We start from the raw sequence: 23,367 nt of genomic DNA on the forward strand, positions 1-23,367 counted from the left end.
AGCAATCACGCCGGCCAGGCGGCCACGGGCGTATCCGGGTGCACTTTCATGATGCGGCAAGGCACCTGCACAAAATTTGAAATCCACGCGGCGGCAAGTTCGCCTTCGTCAACGACGTCAATCGTCTGCTCGCCCACCTTCATGCTGTAGCGCACGCTGTCGTCGTCTTCGATGACGTCCAGCGGAATATCCATGCGCAGCATGCCCGGCGCCTTCAGCACCAGATAGCCCAGGCGCAGCTCCACCGACACGTCGGCAAGCTTGGGGCACAGTTCGCGGTTCAGCCATTGGCCGGAATCGTTGGCCACCAGCCATTGACGGTGATAGGCGGCCGCATTGGGTTGCGGCGTGACGCCGCATTCCGCAATGGGCTGGAAATCGGACGGAACGTCGCGCGGGAGGGAATCGGTGCTCATCGGCCCAGCAGACCCTTCAGCGCCTTGTCCACCGCCGCGCCATTCTTGCCCTTGCCGGTGACCGCTTCGCGCAGCTTGTTCTCCAGGCTGCGTTTGAGAATGCCGCCGATGGCGTCTTTCCACAGCAGCGTGTAGGTGGGCTTGTCGAACGGGCCTTTGAGGTGCACGGGGATGGTCACGTCCTTCAGGTCGATCAGCTCTTTGCCTTCGTCGGTCGCGGCCGGATTGACGACGCGCGCGCGCGCCACCAAGTCCAGCTCATTCTTCACGAAGTCGATGGTGGCCGGATCGCCTTGGGTCACGCGCAGCAACGGCGACACGACGTTCAAGCGCTTGACCGTCGCCACGCCCTTGGTGAAGGCCAGGTCCGCGTCCATCTCCGAGAATTCGGTCTGCTTGCTGGTGTCGGCCGGCACTGTTTCGTTCTGCGATTCTGCCGTGAAAGCGGCCTTCAGCTCGCGCAGCGTCTGCGTCAGGTTGATGCCCTTGACCGCGCCATCGCGCAGGCGCACTTGCACCGTGCCGCCCAGCCCGCTCTTCATGGCGTAGGCGTTGGCGCCCGCGGTCTTCAGGTCCAGCGCCAGGCTGCCGGTGCCGCTCAGCACGTTTTGCTTGGCCAGGTCCATCAGCAAGGGCTCAATGGAAATACCCGCCAGCGACATCTTCGTGGCCAGCTGATTGCCTTGCGCAGCGTCCACCGACAACGCACCCGCCAGCTTGCCGCCGTACAGGCCGGCGGTAAGGCTGGAGATATCGAGCTTGCCCTTGTCCAGTTTGACGGCGGCGGCCACGTCGTCGGCCTTCAGGCCGCGCATGACGAGCTTGCCCACCTTCAAGGTGCCGTTGACGCTGGGGCCAACCAGCGCCGACAGATCAATCGTGTCGTCTGCGGGTGCGGCAGGCGCGGCCGGTTGCGCCGGCTTGGAGTCGTCCTTCTTGCCATCAGCGGGCGGCTTGGGCGGCGCAGCCACAACGGGCGGCACCAGCTTGTCCAGATCCAGCGTGTCCACGGCCAACGCAAAGTTCACGGCGGGCGAGGTAGACAGCTTGGTGATGTCGGCACTCAGGTCGAACTTGCCGCCTTCGAGCACGGCGTTGATCTTGCTGGTGGCCTGATCTTTCAGCAGGTCCACGTTCAAGCTGCCGATCACCGGAATCTGCAGGCTGCCCTTGGGCAGGCCCGGGTCGGTGATGTTGACGTCACCGCGCAACGCCGCCAGGCCGCCGCTACGTTGCAGCAGGTTCAAGGTCAGCGGCGACGCAAAGTTCAGCTTGACCACGCGGTCGCCATTCTTGGACGTGCTGTCCACCTTGGCTTCTTTGATGTCCAGCTCGGCGGCGTTGCCGCTGATGCCGTTCAAACCAAAGCTGGCGTCCAGGCCGCTGACGCGCACGCGGCCGGTCAGCGCTTCACCGGTGGCCGACGCAGGCGAAATATTCAGCGCAGGCGCATCCACCGCCAGCTCAAACGGACCATCCGCCGAACCGCCCTTGGCGCGAATGGCCAGCTTTTCAATCTGCAATTGACTCTTGTGCGGGTCGATTGCCAGCTTCGGCATCGCCACGCTGGCTTCCACGCCGGTGGCGCGCGCGGCGGGGTCGGTGATATCGCCCTGGAAAACCACTTCCAGGCCGGCCACATCCAGCGCCGATTTCTGGCCATTGAAAGCCAGGTTGCCACGCACCGCCAGGCTCTTGGCCTCGGCGCCAGGCAACTTGCCGTCCATGCGCAAGTCCAGCTTCTGGGCGGCGTAGCGCTTGGCGGACGGGTCCAGCGTCAGCAGGGCCTGCCCGGTCAGGTTGGCGTCCACACGCGGGTTGCCGCCTTCAACGCGCGCCGTCAGGCGCACATCGAACGGCTGGTTGAACGTGACGCGGCCGGTGTTGGCGTTGATCTTCGTAACCGCCACGGCCATGCCCGAAATCTCGTCCTGCAACTGCACTTCGCCGTCTTTCAAGTCCAGCCCGGCGATGTCGATCTGCATGTTGTTGCGCGACGCGGGCAAGGTGCCGCTGGTGATGGCTTGGGCCGCAGTCTGGGCGGCGCCTACCAGCGCTTCGGCGGGGTTGGACGGCGCCGTCGTGGTGGCGGACGCGCCGCCTACGAGGTTGCTGAAGTTGAACTGGCCGTCTTTGCCGCGCACCACACGCGCCTTGAAGCCGCTGATGGCCACGTGGTCCACCACGAAGCTGTTCGACAGCAGCGGCCACACGGCCACCGCCAGGCGGGTGCTTTCAATGGACGCGAAGGTGTCGGGGCTATTGGGCTCGGACAGGGACACGCCCTGCACCGACAGACCAATGCGCGGGAAGAGCGAAAGCTCGATCTCGCCATCGATCGTGAGTGTGCGGTGATAGCGTTCCTGGACAAGCTCTTCGAGCTTGTACTTGTACGCGTTGGGGTCGAACGTCAGCAAGAAGATGGCCAGGCCAACGACGGCCACGACAACCAACACCACCAGGCCTATCAAAATGCGCTTGAACCACGTTTTCATTGCCGCCCCGTCGGTACCTCGACTGKAAATCCTTGAATGCCGCCCACCGCGCCAAGCGCGGGGGTGGTGCTGTAGCGGTGGAAAACCACACGCCAATTGGAGCTATCTGCCTTTTAGGGCGAGTCCTCGCTACTGCCGAAAGCCCGAAGCTGCGGCGCCAGAAAGGGAGGATCTACCAGGGAAGGCCTGCTGAAGACGCTGGCATGACCAGCGTGCAGATTTCGCTATCGTAACAAATCAGGCCGCCTTCGCGATGACTTGTCAGGTCATGACACCAAAAACCGGACAAATCACATGCCCTAAAGCCCAAAAAACGGCGCTTTCAGCTGACGGCTTTCTGTCTGGCGGCTTGTAGGACTAGAATAATTGATCAATCAATTATTGATGCATCCAACAATGTCCGCCCCCGCCCCCAGTACCCCGCATTCGCCCGGCCAGATGCTTCCTTTCCGGCAAACCCTGCTTGCCATGCTGGGCATGTGCTTCGTCATGATGATGGTCGCCATCGACCAGACCGTGGTGGGCACCGCGTTGCCGACCATTGTGGCCGAACTCAAGGGCTTCGAACTGTATGCATGGGTAGCGACGTCTTACCTGCTGACCTCCGTCATCACCGTGCCCATCTTCGGACGGCTGGGCGATTACTACGGACGCAAGCCGTTCGTGGTGGCCGCCATCATCCTGTTCACGCTGGCCTCGGTGCTGTGCGGCGCGGCCAACAGCATGCTCACGCTGGTGCTGGCCCGCGCCTTGCAAGGTATCGGCGGCGGCATGCTGGTGGGCACCGCGTTCGCGTCCATCCCCGATCTGTTCCCGGACCCGCACGTGCGGCTGCGCTGGCAAGTCATGCTGAGCTCGGCCTTCGGTATCGCCAACGCCGTGGGGCCGACGCTGGGCGGCGCGTTGACCGAACACTACGGCTGGCGCTCGGTGTTCTATGTGAACTTGCCGATCGGCATTCTGGGCTTGTGGTTCGTGTCGCGCTATTTGCCGCACCTGCGCAACCACACATCGGGCAAGGTCCGGCTGGACTGGCAAGGCGCCGTGCTGATCGCGCTGGCGCTGGGCAGCCTGCAATTGCTGGTTGAACTGCTGCCCAAGGAAGGCTTCAGCACCGCCCTCGTGCTGCTGGCCGTGGGCAGCATCGCCGCGTTCGCGCTCTTGATCTGGTGGGAAAAGCGCTGCCCGCACCCGCTGCTGCCGCTGGACATGTTCCGCAACCGCGGCCTGGCCACGCTCTTCACGCTGGCGCTGCTGGTAGGCGTGACGATGTATTCGCTGCTGTTCTACGCGCCGCTGCTGCTGCAAGGCGGTTTTGGCCTGTCGCCCCAGGATGCAGGCTTGCTGATCACGCCCATGGTCGTTTTCATCACGGTGGGCAGCATCATCAACGGCCGCATCATCACGCGCATTCGCAATCCCAACCGCATGCTGTACGCGGGCTTCTTGCTGATGGCGCTGTCCTGTTTGGGTATTGTCACTACCCATAGCTATACGTCACATGGGCTGATCGCCGCCTACATGCTGATGGCCGGCCTGGGCATGGGCTTCATCATGCCCAACCTGACCGTGTTCGCGCAGCAGACGGCGGGCCGCACGCATCTGGGCATCGCCACGGCGCTGTTGCAGTCGCTGCGGATGATTGGCGGCATGCTGGGCACGGCGGTTGTGGGCACGATGGTCAGCCACAGCTACTTCAGCGGCGTGGAATCCACGCTGCATGGCGCATCCGCGCAATGGCTGCCCGAATTGAACGACCCGCAGATGCTGGTGAACCCGGCGGCCCAGACCCAGTTCCTGGCACAATTGGCGCATCAAGGCCAGGACGGGACGTCGCTGATCGAGATCGCGCGGGTCGCGCTGGTGGGCGCCATTCATGAAGGGCAGCTCATCGCGCTTGCCGTCGCCATCTTCGCGCTGTGGTGCGTGCGCCGCGTGCCCCTGGTGCAATTGGCGCGGCCTCCCAAAGCGGAGCCGGCCAGCGTCGGAGAATAGCTTTTGCCCAAACAACAACAAGGCCTGCAAGTCATCCAGCACATGGGGCAGACGTACCGCGTCATGCAAAGCGCATTCAGCAGCAAGGTGGGCCACGCCCTGCCCCGCTGGCGCATCCTGCTGGCGCTGCATGAATGCGGACCTTGTTCGCAAAAGCATCTGGCCGAACGCTGCCGCCTGGACCCCGCGTCCTTGACGCGGCAATTGCAGGCCATGCAAAAGCTGGGATGGATCTCGCGCGCCGTGGACGCGCAAGACAACCGCCTGACCAACGCCACGCTTACCGAAGCCGGCCAGGCGGTCGTGAACGAAGCCCTGCCCAAGCGCGCGGCCTTCTTTGAAGCATCGTTGAAGGGCTTGTCAGCCACCGACATCGACACGCTGAACCGCGTGCTGACCGTGCTGGAAACCAACTTCGTGCAGGCTGCGGGCGACAAAGACCGCGCGTGAACGCTGGCGTGCGTGCGGCAGGATCAGAACGGCACATCCACGACCGCGTGGTCCAAATACGTCTCTGCTGATGGCGCGAGCTGGCCAGCCCTCGGGAATGCTGGAGGCAAAAAAAAATCGCCGCTATCATGCGGCGATTCTTGAGCCTGTTCACCGCAACCCCAGGTTGTTCACCATGGCGGTTGTGGCGGTTGTGGCGGATAACCGGGTACGGTGGGATTTCCCGGGTAGGAAAAACCGATCAGACGTTGAACAGGAAGTTCATCACATCGCCGTCTTGCACGATGTATTCCTTGCCTTCGGCGCGCATCTTGCCCGCTTCCTTGGCGCCTTGTTCACCCTTGTACGTGATGAAGTCTTCGTACGCGATGGTTTGCGCGCGGATGAAGCCGCGTTCAAAGTCGGTGTGGATGACGCCGGCGGCTTGCGGGGCGGTGGCGCCGATGGCGACCGTCCAGGCGCGCACTTCCTTCACGCCAGCGGTGAAGTAGGTTTGCAGGCCCAGCAGCTTGAAGGCGGCGCGGATCAGACGGTTCAGGCCCGGCTCTTCCATGCCCATGTCGGACAGGAACGCTTGGCGATCGGCGTCGTCCAGGTCCACGATTTCGGATTCGATGGCGGCGCAGATGGCCACGACCGGCGCGTTGCGCGCGGCAGCGAATTCGGTCAGGCGGTCAAGCAGCGGGTTGTTGGTGAAGCCGTCATCGGCGACGTTGCCAACGTACATCGCGCGCTTGGCGGTGATGAAGCACAGCTGGGCGATGTCGGCCTGTTCTTCCGTCGTCAGGTCCAGCGCGCGGATCGGCTTGGCTTCGTTCAACTGGGCAATGCACTTTTCCAGCACGGCCACGATGCGCTGCGATTCCTTGTCGCCCGAACGCGCGGTCTTCTGATGACGCAGCAGCGCTTTTTCAGCGGTTTGCAGGTCAGCCAGGGCCAGTTCGGTTTCGATGACTTCGATGTCGGCGATCGGGTCGACCTTGCCGGCCACGTGGATCACGTTGGGATCTTCGAAGCAGCGCACGACGTTGACGATGGCGTCGGTTTCGCGGATGTGCGACAGGAACTGGTTGCCCAGGCCTTCGCCCTTGCTCGCGCCGGCCACCAGGCCCGCGATGTCGACGAATTCGACGGTGGCGGACAGGATGCGTTCGGGCTTGACGATTTCAGCCAGCTTCTGCAGACGCGGGTCCGGCACTTCGACCACACCGACGTTGGGTTCGATGGTGCAGAACGGATAGTTCTCGGCGGCGATGCCGGCGCGGGTCAGAGCGTTGAAGAGAGTCGATTTGCCAACGTTGGGCAGGCCGACGATGCCGCATTGCAGAGCCATGGGAATCCTGTGTAAGTACGGTATTGATCGTTAACGTTCTAGTTTACCCCGGGTGGGGCAAACGGCTCTTTCGCCAGCACGGGGATACGGCCCCGCTATTTGGCGATCGACGGCGCCCAGCGCATGACGGCCCAGATCATCAAAATGGGGCCCGCGTTGAACGTGGCGTGCAGCAAGATGGCCGCCCCGATGCCGCGGCGCACGCGCATCCAGCCCAACACCAGCCCGGTCAGCCATTGCGGCAGCACCAGCAACGGCATCAGCCAATACGGCGTCTTGCTGTAGACGAAGTTGGTCAGGTGGACGGCGGCGAACGTCAGCGCGATCAAATGAAAGACCAAGCCAAAATGCGTCAGGTAATACCGCCGCCAAGGGGTGTCCCAGCCCGCAAGCGGCGCAGCGCGGCCGCGCGCACCCCAGATAGCCAGGATGACGAATGCGGCCAACAGCAGCCCCGTCCACAGCTTCGGGCCGTACAGCACGACGGGCATCAGCGCAGGCACCAGCCACAGCGCCTGCAATGGCCGTCGCAAGCCGTAGCGAAACAGCATTTCTTCGACCAGCGGCGCCCACAGCACGGCCGTCAGCCACGGCAGGTTGGCCGGATCGATCCGGTGCGTGGCGCCGCCCAGGCCGGCCGCCATCACGGCGACCGGGCCCAGCGCAAATAGATTCAACGCCCAGAGCAAGCCCGCCCAGGCCAGCAAGCGGCCAGGCCGGATACCCGGCCACCAATCCGCCCACAGGCCGCTGCCCATCGTGCGCCCCGGCAGCCGCGACGCGGGACGCGGATGGCGGATAAAGCGCCAGAAGTCCGCGGCCTCGTCACGGAAACGCGTCTTGCCAACGGAAGCGAGCGGCTTGGGCTGGAGCATCAGGCGACGTTGCCGCTGTGCAATTGACGCGTCGCCAGCGCGAAATCACCCGCCAGCATCGCCGGCACGACGGCGCGGCAACGGTCGATGACGGCTTCGATTTCTTTTTGTTCATCGCGGCGCGGCGGATGCAGCACGAAGTCCGCCACTTGCTGCGCCAGGTTCAAGGTGCGCGGATGGCCGATACCGATGCGCAGGCGCCAGAAATTCGGACTGCCCAGCACCGCCTGAATATCCTTCAAGCCGTTATGGCCGGCGTGTCCGCCGCCCTGCTTGAGCTTTACCTGGCCCGGCAAAAGATCCAGTTCGTCATGCAACACCAACACCTGCTCCGGCTCCAGCTTGTAGAAGCGAGCCAGCGCGCCGACCGCCTGGCCGGATTTGTTCATATAGGTGATGGGTTTGAGCAGCAGCACGTTGTCTGCGCCCAGGCGCGACTTGGCCACCATGCCGAAAAAAGATTTCTCAAGCGCAAAAGAAGTGCGCAAGTCGTCCGCCAGGTGGTCGGCCAGCCAGAAGCCGGCGTTGTGCCGCGTGGTTTCGTAGTCGGGACCGGGATTACCCAATCCCACAATGAGGCGTATGGGAATAGACATGATGGAGGGTGTTTAAACCAAAAAACCCTGCGCATGCAAATGCACACGCAGGGTTTCGAGCATAAGCCGCAGAAAGCCCGAAGGCTTTCCGACAAGACTTAGGCAGCCGGAGCGGCTTCGGCTTCGTCGTCAGCGGCGGCAGCGCCACCCTTGACGATGGCGGCAGCCAGCAGCGGGTTGTCTTCACCGCCGTGGGGAACGTACGTCACGCCCATCGGCAGCTTGATGTCAGCCAGGTGGATCGAAGCGCCAGCCAGGATGTTGGTCAGGTCGACTTCGATGAATTGCGGCAGAGCCTTCGGCAGGCAGGTGATTTCCAGTTCGGTCGTCACGTGGCTGATGATGGCGCCCGACAGCTTCACGGCCGGCGAGATTTCAGCGTTCACGAAGTGCAGCGGCACCTTGGTACGCAGGGCTTGGTTGGCGTCCACGCGCTGGAAGTCCACGTGCAGGACTTGCGGCTTGTAGGCGTGCCATTGAACCGAACGCAGCAGAACTTGCTCTTCCTTCGCGCCTTCGAGCTGCATTTGCAGGATCGATGCGTGGAATTCTTCCTTACGCAGGGCGTGGTAGATCTCGTTGTGGTCGAGTTCGATGTTCAGGGGGGCAGCCGTACCACCATAGACAATGGCGGGAACGCGGCCCGCGCGGCGCAGGCGGCGGCTCGCACTCGAACCCTGGACGCTACGCGCAGTGGCGATAAATTTCATGGAAAACTCCAAAAACAAAATAAGGTGAAGAGGCTTCACCAGTTAACGGCACGGCGCGCAACATGCGCGCCGTGTTGGTTGCGCCTTGCCGCGACCAGCAAGGTGCAAAAACTAGGGTGGGCTGTGGCCCGGCTGACGCGCCAGGCGTCAGTCGACGAACAGCGAGCTGACCGATTCCGCGTTCGAGATACGCAGGATGGTCTCGCCCAGCAGCGCGGCGCACGACAGCTGGCGAATCTTGCCGCTGGCCTGGCCTTGCTCGGAGAGCGGGATGGTGTCGGTGACGACCAGTTCGTCCAGTTCCGACGCTTCAATGCGGTCAATGGCGCCGCCCGACAGCACGGGGTGCGTGCAATAGGCGTAAACGGCGCCGGCGCCGCGGTCTTTCAGGGCCTGGGCCGCCTTGCACAGCGTGCCGGCGGTGTCGACCATGTCGTCCATGATGATGCAGGTACGGCCGTCGACTTCACCGATGATGTTCATCACTTCCGACACGTTGGCGCGCGGACGGCGCTTGTCGATGATGGCCAGATCGGCTTCCAGTTGTTTGGCCAGGGCGCGGGCGCGAACCACGCCGCCGATGTCCGGGGACACCACGACCAGGTTCGAGAAATTGCGGCGCCAGATGTCGCCCAGCAAGATCGGACCGGCGTAGATGTTATCCACGGGGATATCGAAGAAGCCCTGGATCTGGTCAGCGTGCAGGTCCATCGTCAGGACGCGGTCAACGCCAGCCACTTGCAGCATGTTGGCCACAACCTTGGCCGAGATCGCAACGCGCGCCGAACGCGGGCGGCGGTCTTGGCGGGCATAGCCGAAATAGGGAATCGCGGCGGTGATGCGGCCAGCCGAAGCGCGGCGCAGGGCATCAACCATGACCATGATTTCCATCAGGTTGTCATTGGTGGGAGCACAGGTGGGCTGCAGGACGAAGACGTCCTTGCCACGCACGTTCTCGTTGATTTCGACCATCACTTCGCCGTCCGAGAAGCGACCAACGGTCATCTTGCCCAGGGACATATCGAGGTGGTTGACTACGTCCACGGCCAGCCGAGTGTTGGCCGTGCCCGTGAAGATCATGAAGCTATCGTTTGCCATGATGGATGATGCGATGGTCGTTTTAAGACACTAACGAGGTGATGCGGGGTGAAAACACCAGCGGACCCGGAAAATAAAAAAGCTGCTGAACCCGGGCCAGTGTCTTACAGGCGTGTTCAACAGCTTTTTTATGTATTCGGTTGGCTGGGGAGGAAGGATTCGAACCTTCGCATGCCGGAATCAAAATCCGGTGCCTTAACCAGCTTGGCGACTCCCCAACTATCTTGCAATCCAATTCCGCAACGGATGTTCAGTTAAACCAGTACAAGCCTGCACTAACCGAAACCGTGGATGCGTTGTGCTGTTTGTTTCAACAGCGCCGCGCATTATAGCGGATATTTCTGCTTTTGCCAAAACGGCTTCAGAAAGTTCGGAAAACTCGGCGAATAAACATGCGCCTGATCCCGACATGCGTACAGGGTAACCCTGTTCTGCAAGCCACCGCGATGCCCTGAAAACTTCAGGATAAAGACGGTGAACTACCGGCTCCAGATCATTTTTCCCGAAGGAAAATGTTGGCGAAGCAAGAAAGTCCGCTATTGTGATGTAAGAAGAATCCCTTGTCAAATCGGGCGCTGAAAATATCCCTACGGTCGGTACGCTCGTGTCCGGCTGCGCCACCAGGTAAGCCCGTTCCGGCAGCGTGATGGCGGTGAGATCTTCGCCCACGCCTTCTGCGAATGCCGACTGCCCGAACACGAACACCGGCACGTCTGCGCCCAGCGGCAAAGCCAGCGCCATGAGCTCGCGCCGCGTAAGGCCCGTGCCCCACAATTTGTTCAACGCGATCAGCACGGTGGCGGCGTCGCTCGACCCACCGCCCAGCCCGCCGCCTTGCGGAATGCGTTTCTCCAGCGCGATCTGCGCGCCCTGCCGCGTGCCGGTGGCGCGCTGCAGGGCATGGGCCGCGCGCAAGGTCAGGTCATCGGCTTCTGACACGCCCGGCAATTCTGCGGCGCGGCTGATGACGCCATCGGCGCGCAGATCAAAGTGCAGCGTGTCGCATAGGTCAATGAAACGGAAGACCGTCTGCAGCAGGTGGTAGCCGTCGGCGCGGCGGCCCACCACATGCAGGAACAAGTTCAACTTCGCGGGAGCAGGTACGTCGTAGAGCGTCACGGAAAAACAACCGATGCGGGACAAGCCCCCATTCTAGCCACGCGCCGCGCCCTCTGCCGTGTAGTACGGCACGTGAACCCGCGCAAGCGGCGTGCGACCACGCAGATGATCGGCAATTTTTTCCGCCATCATGATGACCGGCGCGTTCAGGTTTCCCGTGACGATGTCCGGCATGATCGACGCATCAATCACGCGCAAGCCTTGCAGCCCATGCACGCTGCCGTAGCCATCCACCACCGCCATCGGGTCCGATGCCGCACCCATCTTGTTTGAGCACGACGGGTGATACGCGGTTTCGGCCTGCGCGCGCACGAACGCATCAAGATCAGCATCGCTTTTCACATTCACCCCCGGTGAGATTTCGCGGCCCGCGTAGGGCGCCAGCGCGGGCTGCGCAAAGAGCTCACGCGTGATGCGCAGCGCCGCGCGGAATTCACGCCAGTCCTGCTCGTCAGACATGTAGTTGAACAGGATGCTGGGATGGTCCTGCGGTGAACGCGAGCGGATATGCACACGCCCCCGGCTGGGCGAACGCATTGATCCCACGTGCATCTGGAAACTGTGCACCTTGATCGGATTGGAGCCGTTGTAATTGATGGCGACCGGCAGGAAGTGATATTGCAAATTCGGCCACGGAAAATCGTCATGGCTGCGTATGAAGCCGCCGGCTTCGAACTGATTGCTGGCGCCCACACCCGTACCCATGAACAACCACTGCGCGCCGATCTTCGCTTGGTTGTGCAGCTTCAGGGATGGCGCCAAGGAAACGGGCAGCTTGCATTCATACTGCACGTAGAGCTCAAGGTGATCCTGCAAGTTCGCGCCCACACCGGGCAGCTCGTGCAACACCGGCACCCCCACGTCACGCAACAACGCGCCGGGGCCGACACCTGAGCGTTGCAGAATCTGCGGCGACGCGATCGCGCCCGCGCACAACAGCACTTCGCGCAGCGCATGGCTGCGATGATGCTGCCCGTGCTGCTGCCAGGCCACGCCCACGGCGCGCTGGCCAGAGAACAGAATCAGATCGGTCAACGCGCGTGTGACGATCGTCAGGTTCGTGCGCCTGCGCGCCTGATCCAGATACCCGCGCGCCGTGCTGGCGCGCCTTCCACGCGGCGTGACCGTGCGATCCATCGGCCCAAAGCCTTCCTGGCGATAGCCATTCACGTCATCGGTTGACGCATAGCCTGCCTGCGTGCCCGCCTGCACCATCGCGGCGAACAAGGGATTGTTGTCCGCCTTTGGTGTGGTGACGCTGACCGGCCCGCTATCGCCGTGATAATCGCAGCCGCCCACATCGCGGCTTTCGGCCTTCTTGAAGTACGGCAGACACGACAGGTAATCCCAATGCGCCAGGCCATCGATAAGCGCCCAATGGTCGTAGTCCAGCGCATTGCCGCGGATGTAGCACATGCCGTTGATCAGTGATGACCCGCCCAGCCCTTTGCCGCGCCCGCAATCCAGGCGGCGGCCGTTCAGATGCGGTTCGGGATCGGTTTTATAGGCCCAGTTGTAGCGCGTGCCTTGCAAGGGCATCGCTAGCGCAGCGGGCATCTGCGTGCGGAAATCCAGCCGATGATCCTGGCCGCCGGCTTCCAGCAACAGCACGGTGGTTCCAGGATCTTCGGTCAAGCGTGCTGCCAGCACATTCCCGGCGGAGCCTGCGCCGATGATGATGTAGTCGTACTCCTTCTTGATGGACATCGTCTTCTCCCCCCTGCACACGGAAAGCGGAACGCCAGGCGTGACCGCCCGGCGAGACCTGCGGCAATGAAGCGCCGAGCCGGGTCAGAAGACAGAGGCGAACGACCCCAGCTCGACTTGCACGGACTTGGTCTGCGTGTATTCGGCCAGCGCGGCCAAGCCGTTTTCGCGGCCGATGCCCGATTGCTTGTAGCCGCCCACCGGCATCTGCGCGGGCGATTCGCCCCACGTATTGATCCAGCAAATGCCGGCCTGCAAGTGATGCGCGATGCGGTGGGCGGTATTCAGGTCGTTGCTGACGACGCCCGCCGCCAAGCCGTAACGGCTATCGTTGGCGCGCTTGATGACTTCGTCTTCGTCGTCGAAAGAAAGAATGCTCATCACGGGGCCAAAGATCTCTTCCTGCACGATCTCCATGCTGTCGTTGCAGTCCGTGAATACGGTGGGCGCCACGTATGCGCCCTTGGCAAGCGCGCCTTCGATCATGCGCACGCCGCCTGCCAGCAGATTGGCGCCTTCGCGCTTGCCGATCTCAATCCAGCTCAGCACATGGTCCATATGCGCAAAGCTGACCAAGGGGCCGAAGTTCGTGCGCGGGTCGCAAGGCTCGCCCACGCGGATGCGCGCCACGCGCACCAGCACCGCGGCTTCGAATTCGGCCTTCATTGAGCGATGCACGAACACACGCGTGCCATTCGTGCACACCTGGCCCGAGCTGAAGAAGTTGGCCATCACGGCGATGTCTGCTGCGCGGTCGACGTTGGCGTCCGGCATCACGATCAATGCAGACTTGCCGCCGAGCTCCAGCGTGACGCTCTTAAGCGATGACTGGGCCGCCGTGGCCATGACATGTTTGCCGGTATCGACCCCGCCGGTGAACGATACCTTGGCGATGCCGGGGTGGCTGGTGAGCCAGTCACCGATCTCGCGGCCACTGCCCAGCACCACGTTGAACACGCCATTGGGCAAGCCGGCTTGCGTGTAGATCTCGGCCAGCCGCAACGCCGTCAGCGGCGTGATTTCAGCGGGTTTGAAGACCATCGCGTTGCCCGTCGCCAATGCGGCAGCGGACTTCCACATCGCGATTTGAACGGGGTAATTCCATGCGCCGATGCCCGCGATGACGCCCAGCGGTTCGCGCCGGGTGTAGAAGAAACTGGTCTCGCGCAGCGGCGCCTGCACGCCTTCGACAGCGGCGGCCAGGCCGGCGTAATACTCGATGACATCGACGCCCGTGGCGATGTCCACCAAGCGCGTTTCCGACAGCGGCTTGCCGGTATCCAGGGTTTCGAGTTCGGCCAATTCATCATTGCGCTCGCGCAGCAACTGCGCCGCCTTGAGCAGCACGCGCGATCGTTGCGCGGGCGTGCGCGCCGCCCAGACCTTCTGCCCTTCCTGCGCACTGGCCACGGCGCGGTCGATGTCTTGCCGGGCGGCCACCTGCACTTCCGCCAAGACCACGCCGTTGGCGGGATTCACCGTGGTGATGGTCTTGCTGCTGATGGCGTTGGTGCGCCGGCCGTGGATGTAGAGCTGTTGGATAGGCAAGGGCATGAGGGTCCGTCCTGTCGTCAGAGTGAGGGCGGGCCCAAGGCCGGACTACCCCCGGATTGGCTGCGAGCAAGCAGCAGGTCTACATAGTCGTAAGCGATGGCGCGCGCGTGATCCCCGATTACCGCCGCGCCCATCAGGCTGCCGCGCAGCCACAGCCCGTCGATCATGGCGGCCAGCCCGCGCGCCGCAATGCGCGCATCGGCCAGCGGCATGACACGCAGAAACTGGCAACACAGGTTGGAGTACAGCCGGCGGTCGTTGGCGCGCTGCAAGCGGCGCAAGCGCGGCTGGTGCATGCTGGCCGCCCAGAACGTCAGCCAGGCGCGCATGGCGCTGCCCGAGACTTGCGTGGGCACGAAGTTGCCATCGACGATGGCGCGCAACTGAGCGCGCGCATCGGGCGCCGCGGCGGCACGGGCGCGCGATACGGAGTCGCGCAAGTTACGCAGCAGTTCGCGCATGGTGGCTTCCAGCAAGCCGTCTTTGTCGCCGAAGTAATGGCTGATGATGCCGGTGGACAGCTTGGCCGCGCGGGCGATGTGGGCGATGGAGCTTTCCGCCAGGCCGACTTGATCGATGGAATCAAGGGTGGCCTGAATCAGTTGATTGCAGCGGATGGGCTGCATTCCGACTTTTGGCATGGTGGGCGCGGTTCCTGGTGTGACGGTGGGCGGGGCCGAGAGGCGGTTCGCCGGGCTGCGATGGAGTCTAGTTTATATTGATTGATCATTCAATATAAAACCGGTAAGGTCCGCCAAACGACGGCGAAAGATGCATCGGAACACGCGGCAGCCCATGCAGCAACCCATGCGGCAGAACAATCAGCAGAACATTCAGCAGCGCCCGCCGCCGCACACAACGAACGACCACAATGCAGCACCCAGGCAGTACCACCAGACGGGGAGACGGCGGTGCAACAAGACGGGGACAGCACGACGCAACAACCAGGGGCCGCGCCAGCCAGGCGCGTGTGGCTCGCGCACACGAACCCCGTCGTTTTCCTGAGCGCTTCAGGCGCCGTGCTGCTGATCGGCGCCCTGCTCATCACCTACCCCGATGCCTCGCTGGCTTGGCTGGAGACGGCTCAGTGGTTTGTGGCGGCGCACTTCGGCTGGTACTACATGCTGGCGATGGCGGCGAGCGTGGGCTTCGCGCTCTGGCTCGCGTTATCGCGCCACGGCGCGCTGCGCTTGGGCGATGACGACGAGTCCCCGGAATTCAGCTATCTATCGTGGGTGTCGATGCTGTTTTCTTCCGGCATCGGCATCGCGCTGGTGTACTACGGTGTGTACGAACCCCTGGACCATTTCCTGTTGCCGCCCACCGGCGCGGGCGGCACCACGGAAGCCGCGCGCAATTCGCTGACGTTGACGTTTCTGCACTGGGGCATTCACGGCTGGACGCTGTACGCGCTGACCGCAACGGCGCTGGCGTACTTCGCGTATCGGCGCAACCTGCCGCTAGCGCTGCGCTCGCCGTTGCAGGGCCTGTTGAACCGGCCGCTGCCCAAAAGCGTAGGGCATGCCGTCGATGGCTTTGGCGTGCTGGCCACCATCGTGTCCATGGTGACCAACCTGGGGCTGGGCGCATTGCTGCTGCACGCCGGGTTGACGTACCTGCTGGGCGTACCCAATACGGCGGCAGTGCAGGCGCCCATCGTGATCATCATGATGACCGTGGCCACGGGCGCGGCGGCGCTCGGCATCAAGCGCGGCATTGCCGTGCTGTCCAACATCAACACCTATCTGATGGGCTTCCTGCTGCTGTTCATCTTCCTGGCCGGCCCGACCCGCCTGCTGCTGGACGGGCTGGTGCAAAACCTGGGCGACTACCTGAACGCGTTCCTGGGCAAAAGCTTCGACCTGTACCTGTATGACCTCAAAGCCGAGCGCTGGACCAGTTCCTGGACGATCTTCTACTGGGCGTGGTGGATCGGCTGGGCGCCGTTCGTGGGCATGTTCATCGCGCGCATCTCACGCGGGCGCCGCATTCGCGAATTGATCTTCGGCGTGATGCTGGTGCCGCTGGGCTTCACGTTGGCGTGGCTGTCCATCTTCGGCAATACCGCCATTGATCTGGTGATGAACCAAGGCGCGGCGGCCCTGGGCGACGCCGCCATGACCAACCCGCCGATGGCGTTCTACAAGCTGATGGAATATTTGCCCATGACGAACCTGGTCGCCGCGGTGGGCGTCGTGATGTCGTTCATGCTGTTTCTGACGCCGGTGGACTCAGGCACGCTGATGATCGCCAACCTGTCGGCGCGTGACGCCGACGCCGGACGCGACGCACCCATCTGGCTGCGCATCTTCTGGGCGGTGCTGACAACAATGCTGGGAATTGGCCTGCTGCTAGCGGGAAACTTCAATGCCATGCAGACCGCGGTGGTGCTCTGCGGCCTGCCGTTCTCAGTGGTGTTGTTGTGCTACATGGCGAGCCTGTACCGGTCGCTCGCGCGCGACAACCCCGAACCACGCAGCCAGCCCGCCGTGCGCTGACGGCGGGCGCTCAGGGCTGGCAGGATCAGACCTGATTCACGATCAGGGCTGGTTCACGACCAGCCGCACCATGATGCGGCGGCCCGGCTCCTGGCGTTGCAGAACCAGCAGCTGCGGGCCCTTCGTGTCATAGCGCGACAGATTGGCTTGCCAGCCACCTTGCTCGAAGGCCGTGGGGCGGCCCAGGTCATCACGCTTGATCTCTGTGGCTTCCGGGTCAGCCGGCAGCTTGCCGCGCAGCCAGTCGCGCAGGCCGGATACCGGCATGCTGCTGCCCAGCGCGTCTTCCGCCAGCGCGTCGGGGTTATCGGCCGTCAGGCGCGTGCCGTCGGCCTTGGTCAGGCTGGCCGAACCGGGCTGGCCTTCGACGCGGGCTTCGGTAGAACCCAAGGGGTTGGTCAGGTCCAGCACATAGCGCCGGCCATCGTCCGACCACGAAAAACCGCCCTGCACGGCGTTCTGCTTGCCGCTTTCTTCATTCACCGTGATGGCGAAGCGGCCGATGCGCGAAAACGCATCGGCGCTGGCGCCTTCAATCGGTTTGGGCGTGGTGGTGCAGGCGGCCAGGGCCATGGCCAACATCGCCATCAGCGCCCAGCGCAGCCACGCTGCCGCGCCCGCCATGCGTTGCACTACTGCCCTCACAGACGAACTCCCAGACGCTTGACGACGTCCTGGACGGTCTTGTTCTTGGGATCTTTCATGAGCGCGGCGCGCAGCAGCTCGGTGGCCTGATCGCGCTTGCCCTGGGACCACAGCACTTCGGCCAGGTGGGCGGCGATATCGGCTTCCGGACGCACGCTGTAGGCGCGGCGCAAGTATTCCGCCGCGGACTCCGATTCGCCCATGCGGTACTTGACCCAGCCCATGCTGTCCAGAATGAACGGGTCATTGGGCGACAGTTCCAACGCCTGGGTGATCAGGTCCAGCGCTTCGGGCAGGCGCTGGTTGTGGTCAGCCAGCGTGTAGCCCAGCGCGTTATAGGCATGCGCGTGGTCCGGGTCCAGCGCAATGACCTGACGCAGCATGCGTTCAAGATCGGCCAGACGGTTCTGGCGTTCGTACAGCATCGCCAGTTCGTATTTGATTTCGACCGTGTCCGGCAGCGCCTGGTCGGCGGCTTCCAGCGTGGTCACGGCTTGCCCCACGCGGTCGGCGTCACGCAGGATCTGCGCCTTGGTCAGCACGCCCAGGGTGCGTTCTTCTTCATCCTGCGGGCCGGCGGAATCAATCATGGCCAGCGCGTCGTCGACGCGGCCGCTCTTGGCGCGCAGCGCAGCCTGACGCATGCGCACGGAATAGCGCAGGGTCGGGTCGTCGATACGGCCAAGTTCATTGATGGCTTCGTCGTAGTGGCCCTGGTCTTCAGCGATGCGCGACAACAGCACATGCGCGTCGGCGGCGGCGGCCCCCGCGTCGGTTGCGCCCGGCACCGTGGCGCGCTGGCGTTGCTGCTGCACATCCAGATATTGCTGAAGCAGCGTCTTCGCCTGCGGCAACTGGCCCGCCTTGTAGGCCAGCTGGGCCTGCATGAAGAGCAGGTCGAAATCTTCCGGCGAGCGGCGGGCCATGGCCTGCAATTCGGCCAGCGCGCCGTTGTAGTCGCCGCTGTCGGCCAGTTGGCCGGCCAGCATCAKGCGAACCTTGCGGGCGCTGGGATTGCGGTTGATATAGGCGCGGGCTTCGGTTTGTGCGCGTTGGGGGTCGACCTTCGAGCCATATTCCAGCACGCGCTGGGCGGCGGGTTCGGACTTGGGGTCGGCCGCCAGCGCCGCGCGGGATTCCTGCGCCGCGCGCTCGTAGTCGCCCGCGGCCGAGGCCACGTCGGCCAGCGCCAAATGGGCGGCAGGCAGCTTGCGCACGCTGTCGCTCAAGGATTCGTCCAGGATGCGCAGCGCCAGACGGCGGTCGTTCAGGCGGCTCAACACGGCCAAGGCCTGGCCGATGGCGGCCGGCTTGTCGCGCGAAGCGTCGATACGGTTGCGCAACGCTTGAGCCAGGCCCTTGGTCTGCCCGTTGGCGGCGGCCAGCGCCAGCTCGGTGGAGCTGGCCTCGACGTCGTTGGGAGACAGGCGCGCCCAGACCCGGGCCGCGTCCAGCGCGCCGGGCAGGTTGCCGCCCGCGAGCTGGAATTCCAGGCCGCGACGGGCCAGGCGGGGGTCGCCCGTGTCCCGGGCGAGGCCGACCATGGTGGTGGCGGCCGTGCCGTACATGCCGCGCTGGGCGGCGATCTCCGACGCGAGGACGCGATAGAAGATGTCGGCGGTCAGTGATACGTAGGGCAATTGGCCCGGACGCAGGCGGATCACCTCGGTTTCTGGCTGGCGGTTCTGCGGGGCCATACGCGGCCCGGTCGCATCACGCGTCCGGCTGTCGGCCGCCTGGGCTGGCAGCGCAAAACCTGTTGCCAGCGCAAGCGCCAGCGCGGCGATCCCGATATTCATTTGTTTGAAAGACGACTTCACGCGGCCCGTCCGGTTGATGGCACAATCTTCGTACACGCAATTGATGATCTTACACTGGCTCATGCCGGAACTGCCTGAAGTCGAAACTACGCGTCGCGGAATCGACGCCGTCATCACCGGCCGAACGTTGAATCGTCTGGTCGTCCATGAACCCCGCATGCGCTGGCCCATCCCCCCAGATCTGCCTGCGCTGATCGGCGGCCGCGCCGTTCTGGAGTGCGCCCGCCGGGGCAAATATCTGCTGCTGCGCTTTGAACACGGTACCCAGATTGTGCATCTGGGCATGTCCGGGTCGTTGCGCCGCGTGGCTCCCGGTGAATTCTTGCGCAAGCACGACCACGTCGAATGGATTTTCGATGACGCCGTGCTGCGCCTGCATGACCCCCGCCGGTTCGGCGCGGTCTTGTGGCACCCCGAGGCCGACGGCCCGATCGACGCCCACCCGCTGTTGGCCAAGCTGGGCATCGAACCCTTCGACCCGCGCTTTGACGGTGCCTGGCTGCATCGCCACTTCAAGAACCACAGCGCCGCCATCAAACAGGTGCTGCTGGCGGGGATGGCGGTGGTGGGCGTGGGCAATATCTACGCATCGGAATCCCTGTTCCGCGCGCGCATCAACCCGAAGACGCCGGCCAACAAGCTGTCGCTTGCGCGCTGCGAGCGGCTGGCCGACATGGTGCGCGCCACGCTGGCCGACGCCCTGACCTCTGGCGGCAGCACCCTTCGCGACTACGTTGGCGCTACGGGCGAACCTGGGGCCTACTTCGAGATCCATGCCGCCGTCTACGAACGTGAAGGCCTGCCCTGCCGGGTGTGTTCCACCCCGATCCGGCGCTTCGTCCAGGGCCAGCGCGCCACGTATTACTGCCCGAAGTGCCAAAGGAACTGAATCATAAGTCCCCGAAAACCCTCGGGAAATCCCTGTAAAAACAAGGCCGTTTGTTTATAGCGAACGTATTGCACAAACACTAACGCCACGCTATATTCCTTCCACACACCTATTCCTATAACAGTGGAAGGAGCCTCCATGAGCAAGCAATTCGCCTCGCACGCCGATATGGACGACAAGGTCGTCTCGTTCGAAAAACTGTCCGACAACGCCTATGCCTACACGGCCGAAGGCGACCCCAACACGGGCGTGATCATCGGCGACGAGGCCGTCATGGTGATCGACACCCAGGCCACGCCGGTCATGGCGCAAGACGTCATCCGCCGCATCCGTGAAGTCACGGACAAGCCGATCAAATACATCCTGCTGTCGCACTACCATGCCGTGCGCGTGTTCGGCGCTTCCGCCTACAACGCCCAGGAAATCCTGGCCAGCCGCGACACCTACGACCTGATCGTCGAACGCGGCGAACAAGACAAGGCCAGCGAAATCGGCCGCTTCCCCCGCCTGTTCCGCAACGCGGAATCGATTCCGCCGGGCCTGGTCTGGCCGACGATGACGTTCAAGGGCGAAATGACCGTCAACCTGGGCAATCTGGAAGTCAAGCTGCTGCAAGTGGGCCGCGGCCACACCAAGGGCGACACCATCGCCTGGCTGCCCGAACAGAAGATTCTGTTCGCAGGCGACCTGGTCGAATACCAGTCCACCCCGTACTGCGGCGACGCCTACTTCCGCGACTGGCCCAGCACGCTGGACGCGCTGTCGGGCTTTGAAGCGGAAAAGATGGTGCCCGGACGCGGCCCCGCCTTGAAGAGCGCCACCGAAGTCCGCCAGGGCCTGGCCGGCACCCGCGCCTTCCTGACCGACCTGTACGGCGCCGTCAACCGCGGCGTGGCCGAAGGCAAAGACCTGAAGACGATCTACCGCGAGGTCTACGACTTCATGAAGCCGCGCTACAGCGACTGGGTCATCTTTGACCACTGCATGCCGTTTGACGTGTCGCGCGCCTACGACGAGGCCTCTGGCCACACCCACCCGCGCATCTGGACCGACAAGCGCGATCTGGAAATGTGGGCGCAGCTGGAAGGTTAAGGCGCACGGGCCGCTGAAGACGGCCCTGCCCGAACTGGAATTTGGCAAGAACCGAAGACGCGCGTCGCAAGACGGCGCGCGGCTTCGCGCATAAAAACAAAGTGACCCACACAGGAGACAACCGTGGGAGACATCGACTTTCAGGCGATGGAGTTCGCCTATGAAAAGCACGCCGACCAAAGCGCCGGCGCAGCGCCGCGCCACCAAGTGGTGGTGGTGGGCGCCGGCCCGGTCGGCCTGACCACCGCGCTGGATCTCGCCCGCCAAGGCGTGCGCGTGGTGGTGCTGGACGACGATTACCGCTTGTCCACAGGCTCGCGCGCCATCTGCTTTTCCAAGCGCACGCTGGAAATCTGGGACCGCCTGGGCGTCGGCCAGCGCATGATCGACAAAGGCGTGTCGTGGAATGTGGGCAAGGTGTTCTTCCGCGAACAGGAAGTGTGGCGCTTTGACCTGCTGCCCGAACCCGGCCACCGCCGCCCCGCCTTCATCAACCTGCAGCAGTACTACGCCGAAGGCTATCTGTACGAGCAGGCGCGCCAGGAACCGAATATCGACCTGCGCTGGAAGAACAAGGTGGCCGGCGTCACGCAGGCCGATGACGGCGTCGACCTGACGATCGAAACCCCCGAAGGCCCGTACACGCTTCACGCCGACTGGCTCGTCGCCTGCGACGGTGCGCGCTCGCCGGTGCGCAAGCTGATCGGCCAGGAAAGCCACGGCCGCATTTTCCGCGACCGCTTCCTGATTGCCGACGTGAAGATGAAGGCCGACTTCCCGACCGAACGCTGGTTCTGGTTCGACCCGCCCTTCCATCCCAACCAATCAGTACTACTGCACCGCCAGCCCGACAACGTCTGGCGCATCGACTTCCAGCTGGGCTGGAATGCCGACCCCGTTGAAGCCGTCAAGCCCGAGAACGTGCTGCCGCGCATCCGCGCCCTGCTCGGCCCCGACGCGCAGTTCGATCTGGAATGGGTCAGCGTCTACACGTTTGCGTGCGAACGCATGGACAAATTCCGCCACGGCCGCGTGGTGTTCGCCGGAGACTCCGCGCACCGAGTTTCGCCGTTTGGCGCACGCGGCGCCAACAGCGGCGTGCAAGATGCGGAGAACCTGGCGTGGAAGTTGAAGCTGGTGCTGGCGGGCCTGGCCCCCGATACGCTGATCGACAGCTACAGCGCTGAACGCGAGTTCGCCGCCGACGAGAACATCCTGAATTCGTCGCGCGCGACCGACTTCATCACCCCCAAGAGCGACATCAGCCGCAGCTTCCGCAACGCGGTGCTGAACCTGGCGAAGACGCATCCGTTCGCGCGTTCGCTGGTCAACAGCGGCCGCTTGTCATTGCCCGCAACCTACGCCGCGTCGCCCTTGAACACGCCGGATGCCGACGCGTTCACGGGCCGCATGGTGCCGGGCGCGGTGGCGCTGGACGCGCCTGTCGCCGCACACGGCGATGAAGGCTGGTGGATGTCGCAACTGGACGGCGGCTTTGTGCTGGCCGTGTTCTGTGACGGCGCGCTGCCCAGCCGCGATGTGCAATCCGCTTTGCAAGCGCTGCGCATGGCGGCGGTGCCCGTCAAGGCCGTGCTGGTGGCAGGCCCGCAGTGCGACGTGTCGGGCTTGTCTGCCGACCTGCCCGTGGTGACGGACGTTCAAGGGTGCCTGGCCAAACGCTATGACGCAGAAGCCGGCACGGCTTACCTGATCCGCCCCGACCAGCACATCGCCGCGCGCTGGCGCGCGTTCAACGCAGAAGCCGTCGCCGCCGCCGTAAAGCGCGCAACGGGCCACGCGTGAATCCAGAGGTCATTCCATCATGCTGATTACTGAAACCAATCTGAGCTCGCCGGACGACTTCTACGAGGCGCTGATCGAAACGCACCGCGACCTGAGCAACGAGCAAAGCCAGGAACTGAACGCGGCGCTGATTCTGCTGCTGGCCAACCATCTGGGCGATGTGGCGCTGCTGCGAGAGGCGTTGCAGCAAGCGCGGGCATCGGTGACGAACACAACGACGGTTTGAAGGGCCATAGGATGGGTGAAGCGCGCGGCCCGGCACGGAAATAATC

20 protein-coding genes and 1 tRNA gene are annotated in these 23,367 nt (G+C 63.7%); 7 read left to right on the plus strand and 14 right to left on the minus strand.

Annotated elements, in window-relative coordinates; translation table 11 throughout:
• Positions 1-5 precede the first annotated feature (5 nt).
• Together AC1DB0_RS23905 and AC1DB0_RS23910 are read right to left on the minus strand one after the other, a co-directional pair.
• Complete coding sequence (locus AC1DB0_RS23905; RefSeq protein ID WP_054423136.1) at positions 6-416, minus strand: MOSC N-terminal beta barrel domain-containing protein; 411 nt, start codon at positions 414-416, stop codon at positions 6-8.
• Positions 413-2,911: an AsmA family protein gene (locus tag AC1DB0_RS23910; protein ID WP_454669784.1), complete on the minus strand. Its 2,499-nt coding sequence runs from the start codon at positions 2,909-2,911 to the stop codon at positions 413-415. Before AC1DB0_RS23910 ends, AC1DB0_RS23905 begins: the two co-directional genes overlap by 4 nt.
• A gap of 396 nt (positions 2,912-3,307) precedes the next feature.
• On the opposite strand from AC1DB0_RS23910, the gene AC1DB0_RS23915 reads away from it, so the two are divergent.
• Both AC1DB0_RS23915 and AC1DB0_RS23920 read left to right on the plus strand, forming a co-directional pair.
• Positions 3,308-4,906 carry an MDR family MFS transporter gene (locus tag AC1DB0_RS23915; RefSeq protein ID WP_175170892.1) on the plus strand — a complete coding sequence of 533 codons (1,599 nt, stop codon included), beginning with the start codon at positions 3,308-3,310 and terminating at the stop codon, positions 4,904-4,906.
• Positions 4,907-4,909: 3 nt separating this feature from the next.
• Positions 4,910-5,356 carry a MarR family winged helix-turn-helix transcriptional regulator gene (locus AC1DB0_RS23920; protein WP_054423139.1) on the plus strand — a complete coding sequence of 149 codons (447 nt, stop codon included), beginning with the start codon at positions 4,910-4,912 and terminating at the stop codon, positions 5,354-5,356.
• 241 nt (positions 5,357-5,597) lie between these two features.
• Here AC1DB0_RS23920 and ychF read toward each other — a convergent pair whose 3' ends face one another.
• From ychF to betI, 10 genes are all read right to left on the minus strand, one after another.
• Positions 5,598-6,689 carry a redox-regulated ATPase YchF gene (gene ychF / locus AC1DB0_RS23925; RefSeq protein ID WP_054423140.1) on the minus strand — a complete coding sequence of 364 codons (1,092 nt, stop codon included), beginning with the start codon at positions 6,687-6,689 and terminating at the stop codon, positions 5,598-5,600.
• Between the two features lie 95 nt (positions 6,690-6,784).
• Positions 6,785-7,564: a CPBP family intramembrane glutamate endopeptidase gene (locus AC1DB0_RS23930; protein WP_476758102.1), complete on the minus strand. Its 780-nt coding sequence runs from the start codon at positions 7,562-7,564 to the stop codon at positions 6,785-6,787.
• Positions 7,564-8,160 carry an aminoacyl-tRNA hydrolase gene (gene pth, locus AC1DB0_RS23935; protein WP_054423142.1) on the minus strand — a complete coding sequence of 199 codons (597 nt, stop codon included), beginning with the start codon at positions 8,158-8,160 and terminating at the stop codon, positions 7,564-7,566. Before pth ends, AC1DB0_RS23930 begins: the two co-directional genes overlap by 1 nt.
• A 98-nt stretch (positions 8,161-8,258) precedes the next feature.
• Positions 8,259-8,870, minus strand: coding sequence for a 50S ribosomal protein L25/general stress protein Ctc (locus AC1DB0_RS23940; protein WP_054423143.1), 612 nt, complete (start codon positions 8,868-8,870; stop codon positions 8,259-8,261).
• 147 nt (positions 8,871-9,017) lie between these two features.
• A complete protein-coding gene (locus AC1DB0_RS23945) occupies positions 9,018-9,968 on the minus strand; it encodes a ribose-phosphate pyrophosphokinase (RefSeq protein WP_006227587.1) in 951 nt (316 codons plus the stop codon).
• Between the two features lie 141 nt (positions 9,969-10,109).
• Positions 10,110-10,186, minus strand: a tRNA-Gln gene (locus tag AC1DB0_RS23950).
• 1 nt (position 10,187) lies between these two features.
• A complete protein-coding gene (ispE, locus tag AC1DB0_RS23955; protein WP_476758185.1) occupies positions 10,188-11,087 on the minus strand; it encodes a 4-(cytidine 5'-diphospho)-2-C-methyl-D-erythritol kinase in 900 nt (299 codons plus the stop codon).
• A 33-nt stretch (positions 11,088-11,120) separates the two neighbouring features.
• Positions 11,121-12,794, minus strand: a complete 1,674-nt coding sequence (gene betA / locus AC1DB0_RS23960) for a choline dehydrogenase (RefSeq protein WP_476758103.1) — start codon at positions 12,792-12,794, stop codon at positions 11,121-11,123.
• A gap of 84 nt (positions 12,795-12,878) precedes the next feature.
• Complete coding sequence (betB, locus tag AC1DB0_RS23965) at positions 12,879-14,348, minus strand: betaine-aldehyde dehydrogenase (protein ID WP_054423145.1); 1,470 nt, start codon at positions 14,346-14,348, stop codon at positions 12,879-12,881.
• 17 nt (positions 14,349-14,365) lie between these two features.
• Entirely contained in the window at positions 14,366-14,989 is a 624-nt protein-coding gene (gene betI / locus AC1DB0_RS23970; RefSeq protein ID WP_175170901.1) for a transcriptional regulator BetI, read from the minus strand.
• Positions 14,990-15,259: 270 nt separating this feature from the next.
• On the opposite strand from betI, the gene AC1DB0_RS23975 reads away from it, so the two are divergent.
• Entirely contained in the window at positions 15,260-16,846 is a 1,587-nt protein-coding gene (locus AC1DB0_RS23975; protein WP_476758104.1) for a BCCT family transporter, read from the plus strand.
• Between the two features lie 42 nt (positions 16,847-16,888).
• Here the strand turns inward: AC1DB0_RS23975 and lolB are convergent, their stop codons facing one another.
• Together lolB and AC1DB0_RS23985 are read right to left on the minus strand one after the other, a co-directional pair.
• On the minus strand, positions 16,889-17,470 hold the full coding sequence (gene lolB / locus AC1DB0_RS23980) for a lipoprotein insertase outer membrane protein LolB (protein ID WP_054423147.1): 582 nt from the start codon (positions 17,468-17,470) through the stop codon (positions 16,889-16,891).
• Positions 17,471-17,487: 17 nt separating this feature from the next.
• The gene (locus AC1DB0_RS23985) at positions 17,488-19,374 is read right to left on the minus strand and encodes a tetratricopeptide repeat protein (protein WP_476758754.1); all 1,887 of its coding nucleotides are present in this window, start codon (positions 19,372-19,374) and stop codon (positions 17,488-17,490) included.
• On the opposite strand from AC1DB0_RS23985, the gene mutM reads away from it, so the two are divergent.
• From mutM to AC1DB0_RS24005, 4 genes are all read left to right on the plus strand, one after another.
• A complete protein-coding gene (mutM, locus tag AC1DB0_RS23990; protein ID WP_054423149.1) occupies positions 19,373-20,200 on the plus strand; it encodes a bifunctional DNA-formamidopyrimidine glycosylase/DNA-(apurinic or apyrimidinic site) lyase in 828 nt (275 codons plus the stop codon). The genes AC1DB0_RS23985 and mutM overlap by 2 nt on opposite strands.
• Before the next feature lie 138 nt (positions 20,201-20,338).
• Positions 20,339-21,292, plus strand: coding sequence for an MBL fold metallo-hydrolase (locus tag AC1DB0_RS23995; RefSeq protein WP_175170904.1), 954 nt, complete (start codon positions 20,339-20,341; stop codon positions 21,290-21,292).
• A gap of 123 nt (positions 21,293-21,415) precedes the next feature.
• Positions 21,416-23,095, plus strand: coding sequence for an FAD-dependent oxidoreductase (locus tag AC1DB0_RS24000; RefSeq protein WP_476758105.1), 1,680 nt, complete (start codon positions 21,416-21,418; stop codon positions 23,093-23,095).
• A gap of 19 nt (positions 23,096-23,114) precedes the next feature.
• Positions 23,115-23,321, plus strand: a complete 207-nt coding sequence (locus AC1DB0_RS24005; RefSeq protein WP_427950646.1) for a DUF2783 domain-containing protein — start codon at positions 23,115-23,117, stop codon at positions 23,319-23,321.
• Positions 23,322-23,367: the final 46 nt, after the last annotated feature.

The organism is Achromobacter sp. 10T422 (assembly GCF_056394065.1).

Excerpts from the sequence above, each read along its gene's own strand:
- ychF (WP_054423140.1), bottom strand. The coding sequence starts at position 6,689 with ATGGCTCTGCAATGCGGCATCGTCGGCCTGCCCAACGTTGGCAAATCG.
- betA (WP_476758103.1), bottom strand. The coding sequence starts at position 12,794 with ATGTCCATCAAGAAGGAGTACGACTACATCATCATCGGCGCAGGCTCC.
- AC1DB0_RS23995 (WP_175170904.1), top strand. The coding sequence starts at position 20,339 with ATGAGCAAGCAATTCGCCTCGCACGCCGATATGGACGACAAGGTCGTC.
- lolB (WP_054423147.1), bottom strand. The coding sequence starts at position 17,470 with ATGGCGGGCGCGGCAGCGTGGCTGCGCTGGGCGCTGATGGCGATGTTG.
- AC1DB0_RS23915 (WP_175170892.1), top strand. The coding sequence starts at position 3,308 with ATGTCCGCCCCCGCCCCCAGTACCCCGCATTCGCCCGGCCAGATGCTT.
- AC1DB0_RS23930 (WP_476758102.1), bottom strand. The coding sequence starts at position 7,564 with ATGCTCCAGCCCAAGCCGCTCGCTTCCGTTGGCAAGACGCGTTTCCGT.
- betI (WP_175170901.1), bottom strand. The coding sequence starts at position 14,989 with ATGCCAAAAGTCGGAATGCAGCCCATCCGCTGCAATCAACTGATTCAG.
- AC1DB0_RS23910 (WP_454669784.1), bottom strand. The coding sequence starts at position 2,911 with ATGAAAACGTGGTTCAAGCGCATTTTGATAGGCCTGGTGGTGTTGGTT.
- AC1DB0_RS23940 (WP_054423143.1), bottom strand. The coding sequence starts at position 8,870 with ATGAAATTTATCGCCACTGCGCGTAGCGTCCAGGGTTCGAGTGCGAGC.
- AC1DB0_RS23945 (WP_006227587.1), bottom strand. The coding sequence starts at position 9,968 with ATGGCAAACGATAGCTTCATGATCTTCACGGGCACGGCCAACACTCGG.
- pth (WP_054423142.1), bottom strand. The coding sequence starts at position 8,160 with ATGTCTATTCCCATACGCCTCATTGTGGGATTGGGTAATCCCGGTCCC.
- betB (WP_054423145.1), bottom strand. The coding sequence starts at position 14,348 with ATGCCCTTGCCTATCCAACAGCTCTACATCCACGGCCGGCGCACCAAC.
- AC1DB0_RS24005 (WP_427950646.1), top strand. The coding sequence starts at position 23,115 with ATGCTGATTACTGAAACCAATCTGAGCTCGCCGGACGACTTCTACGAG.
- mutM (WP_054423149.1), top strand. The coding sequence starts at position 19,373 with ATGCCGGAACTGCCTGAAGTCGAAACTACGCGTCGCGGAATCGACGCC.
- AC1DB0_RS23905 (WP_054423136.1), bottom strand. The coding sequence starts at position 416 with ATGAGCACCGATTCCCTCCCGCGCGACGTTCCGTCCGATTTCCAGCCC.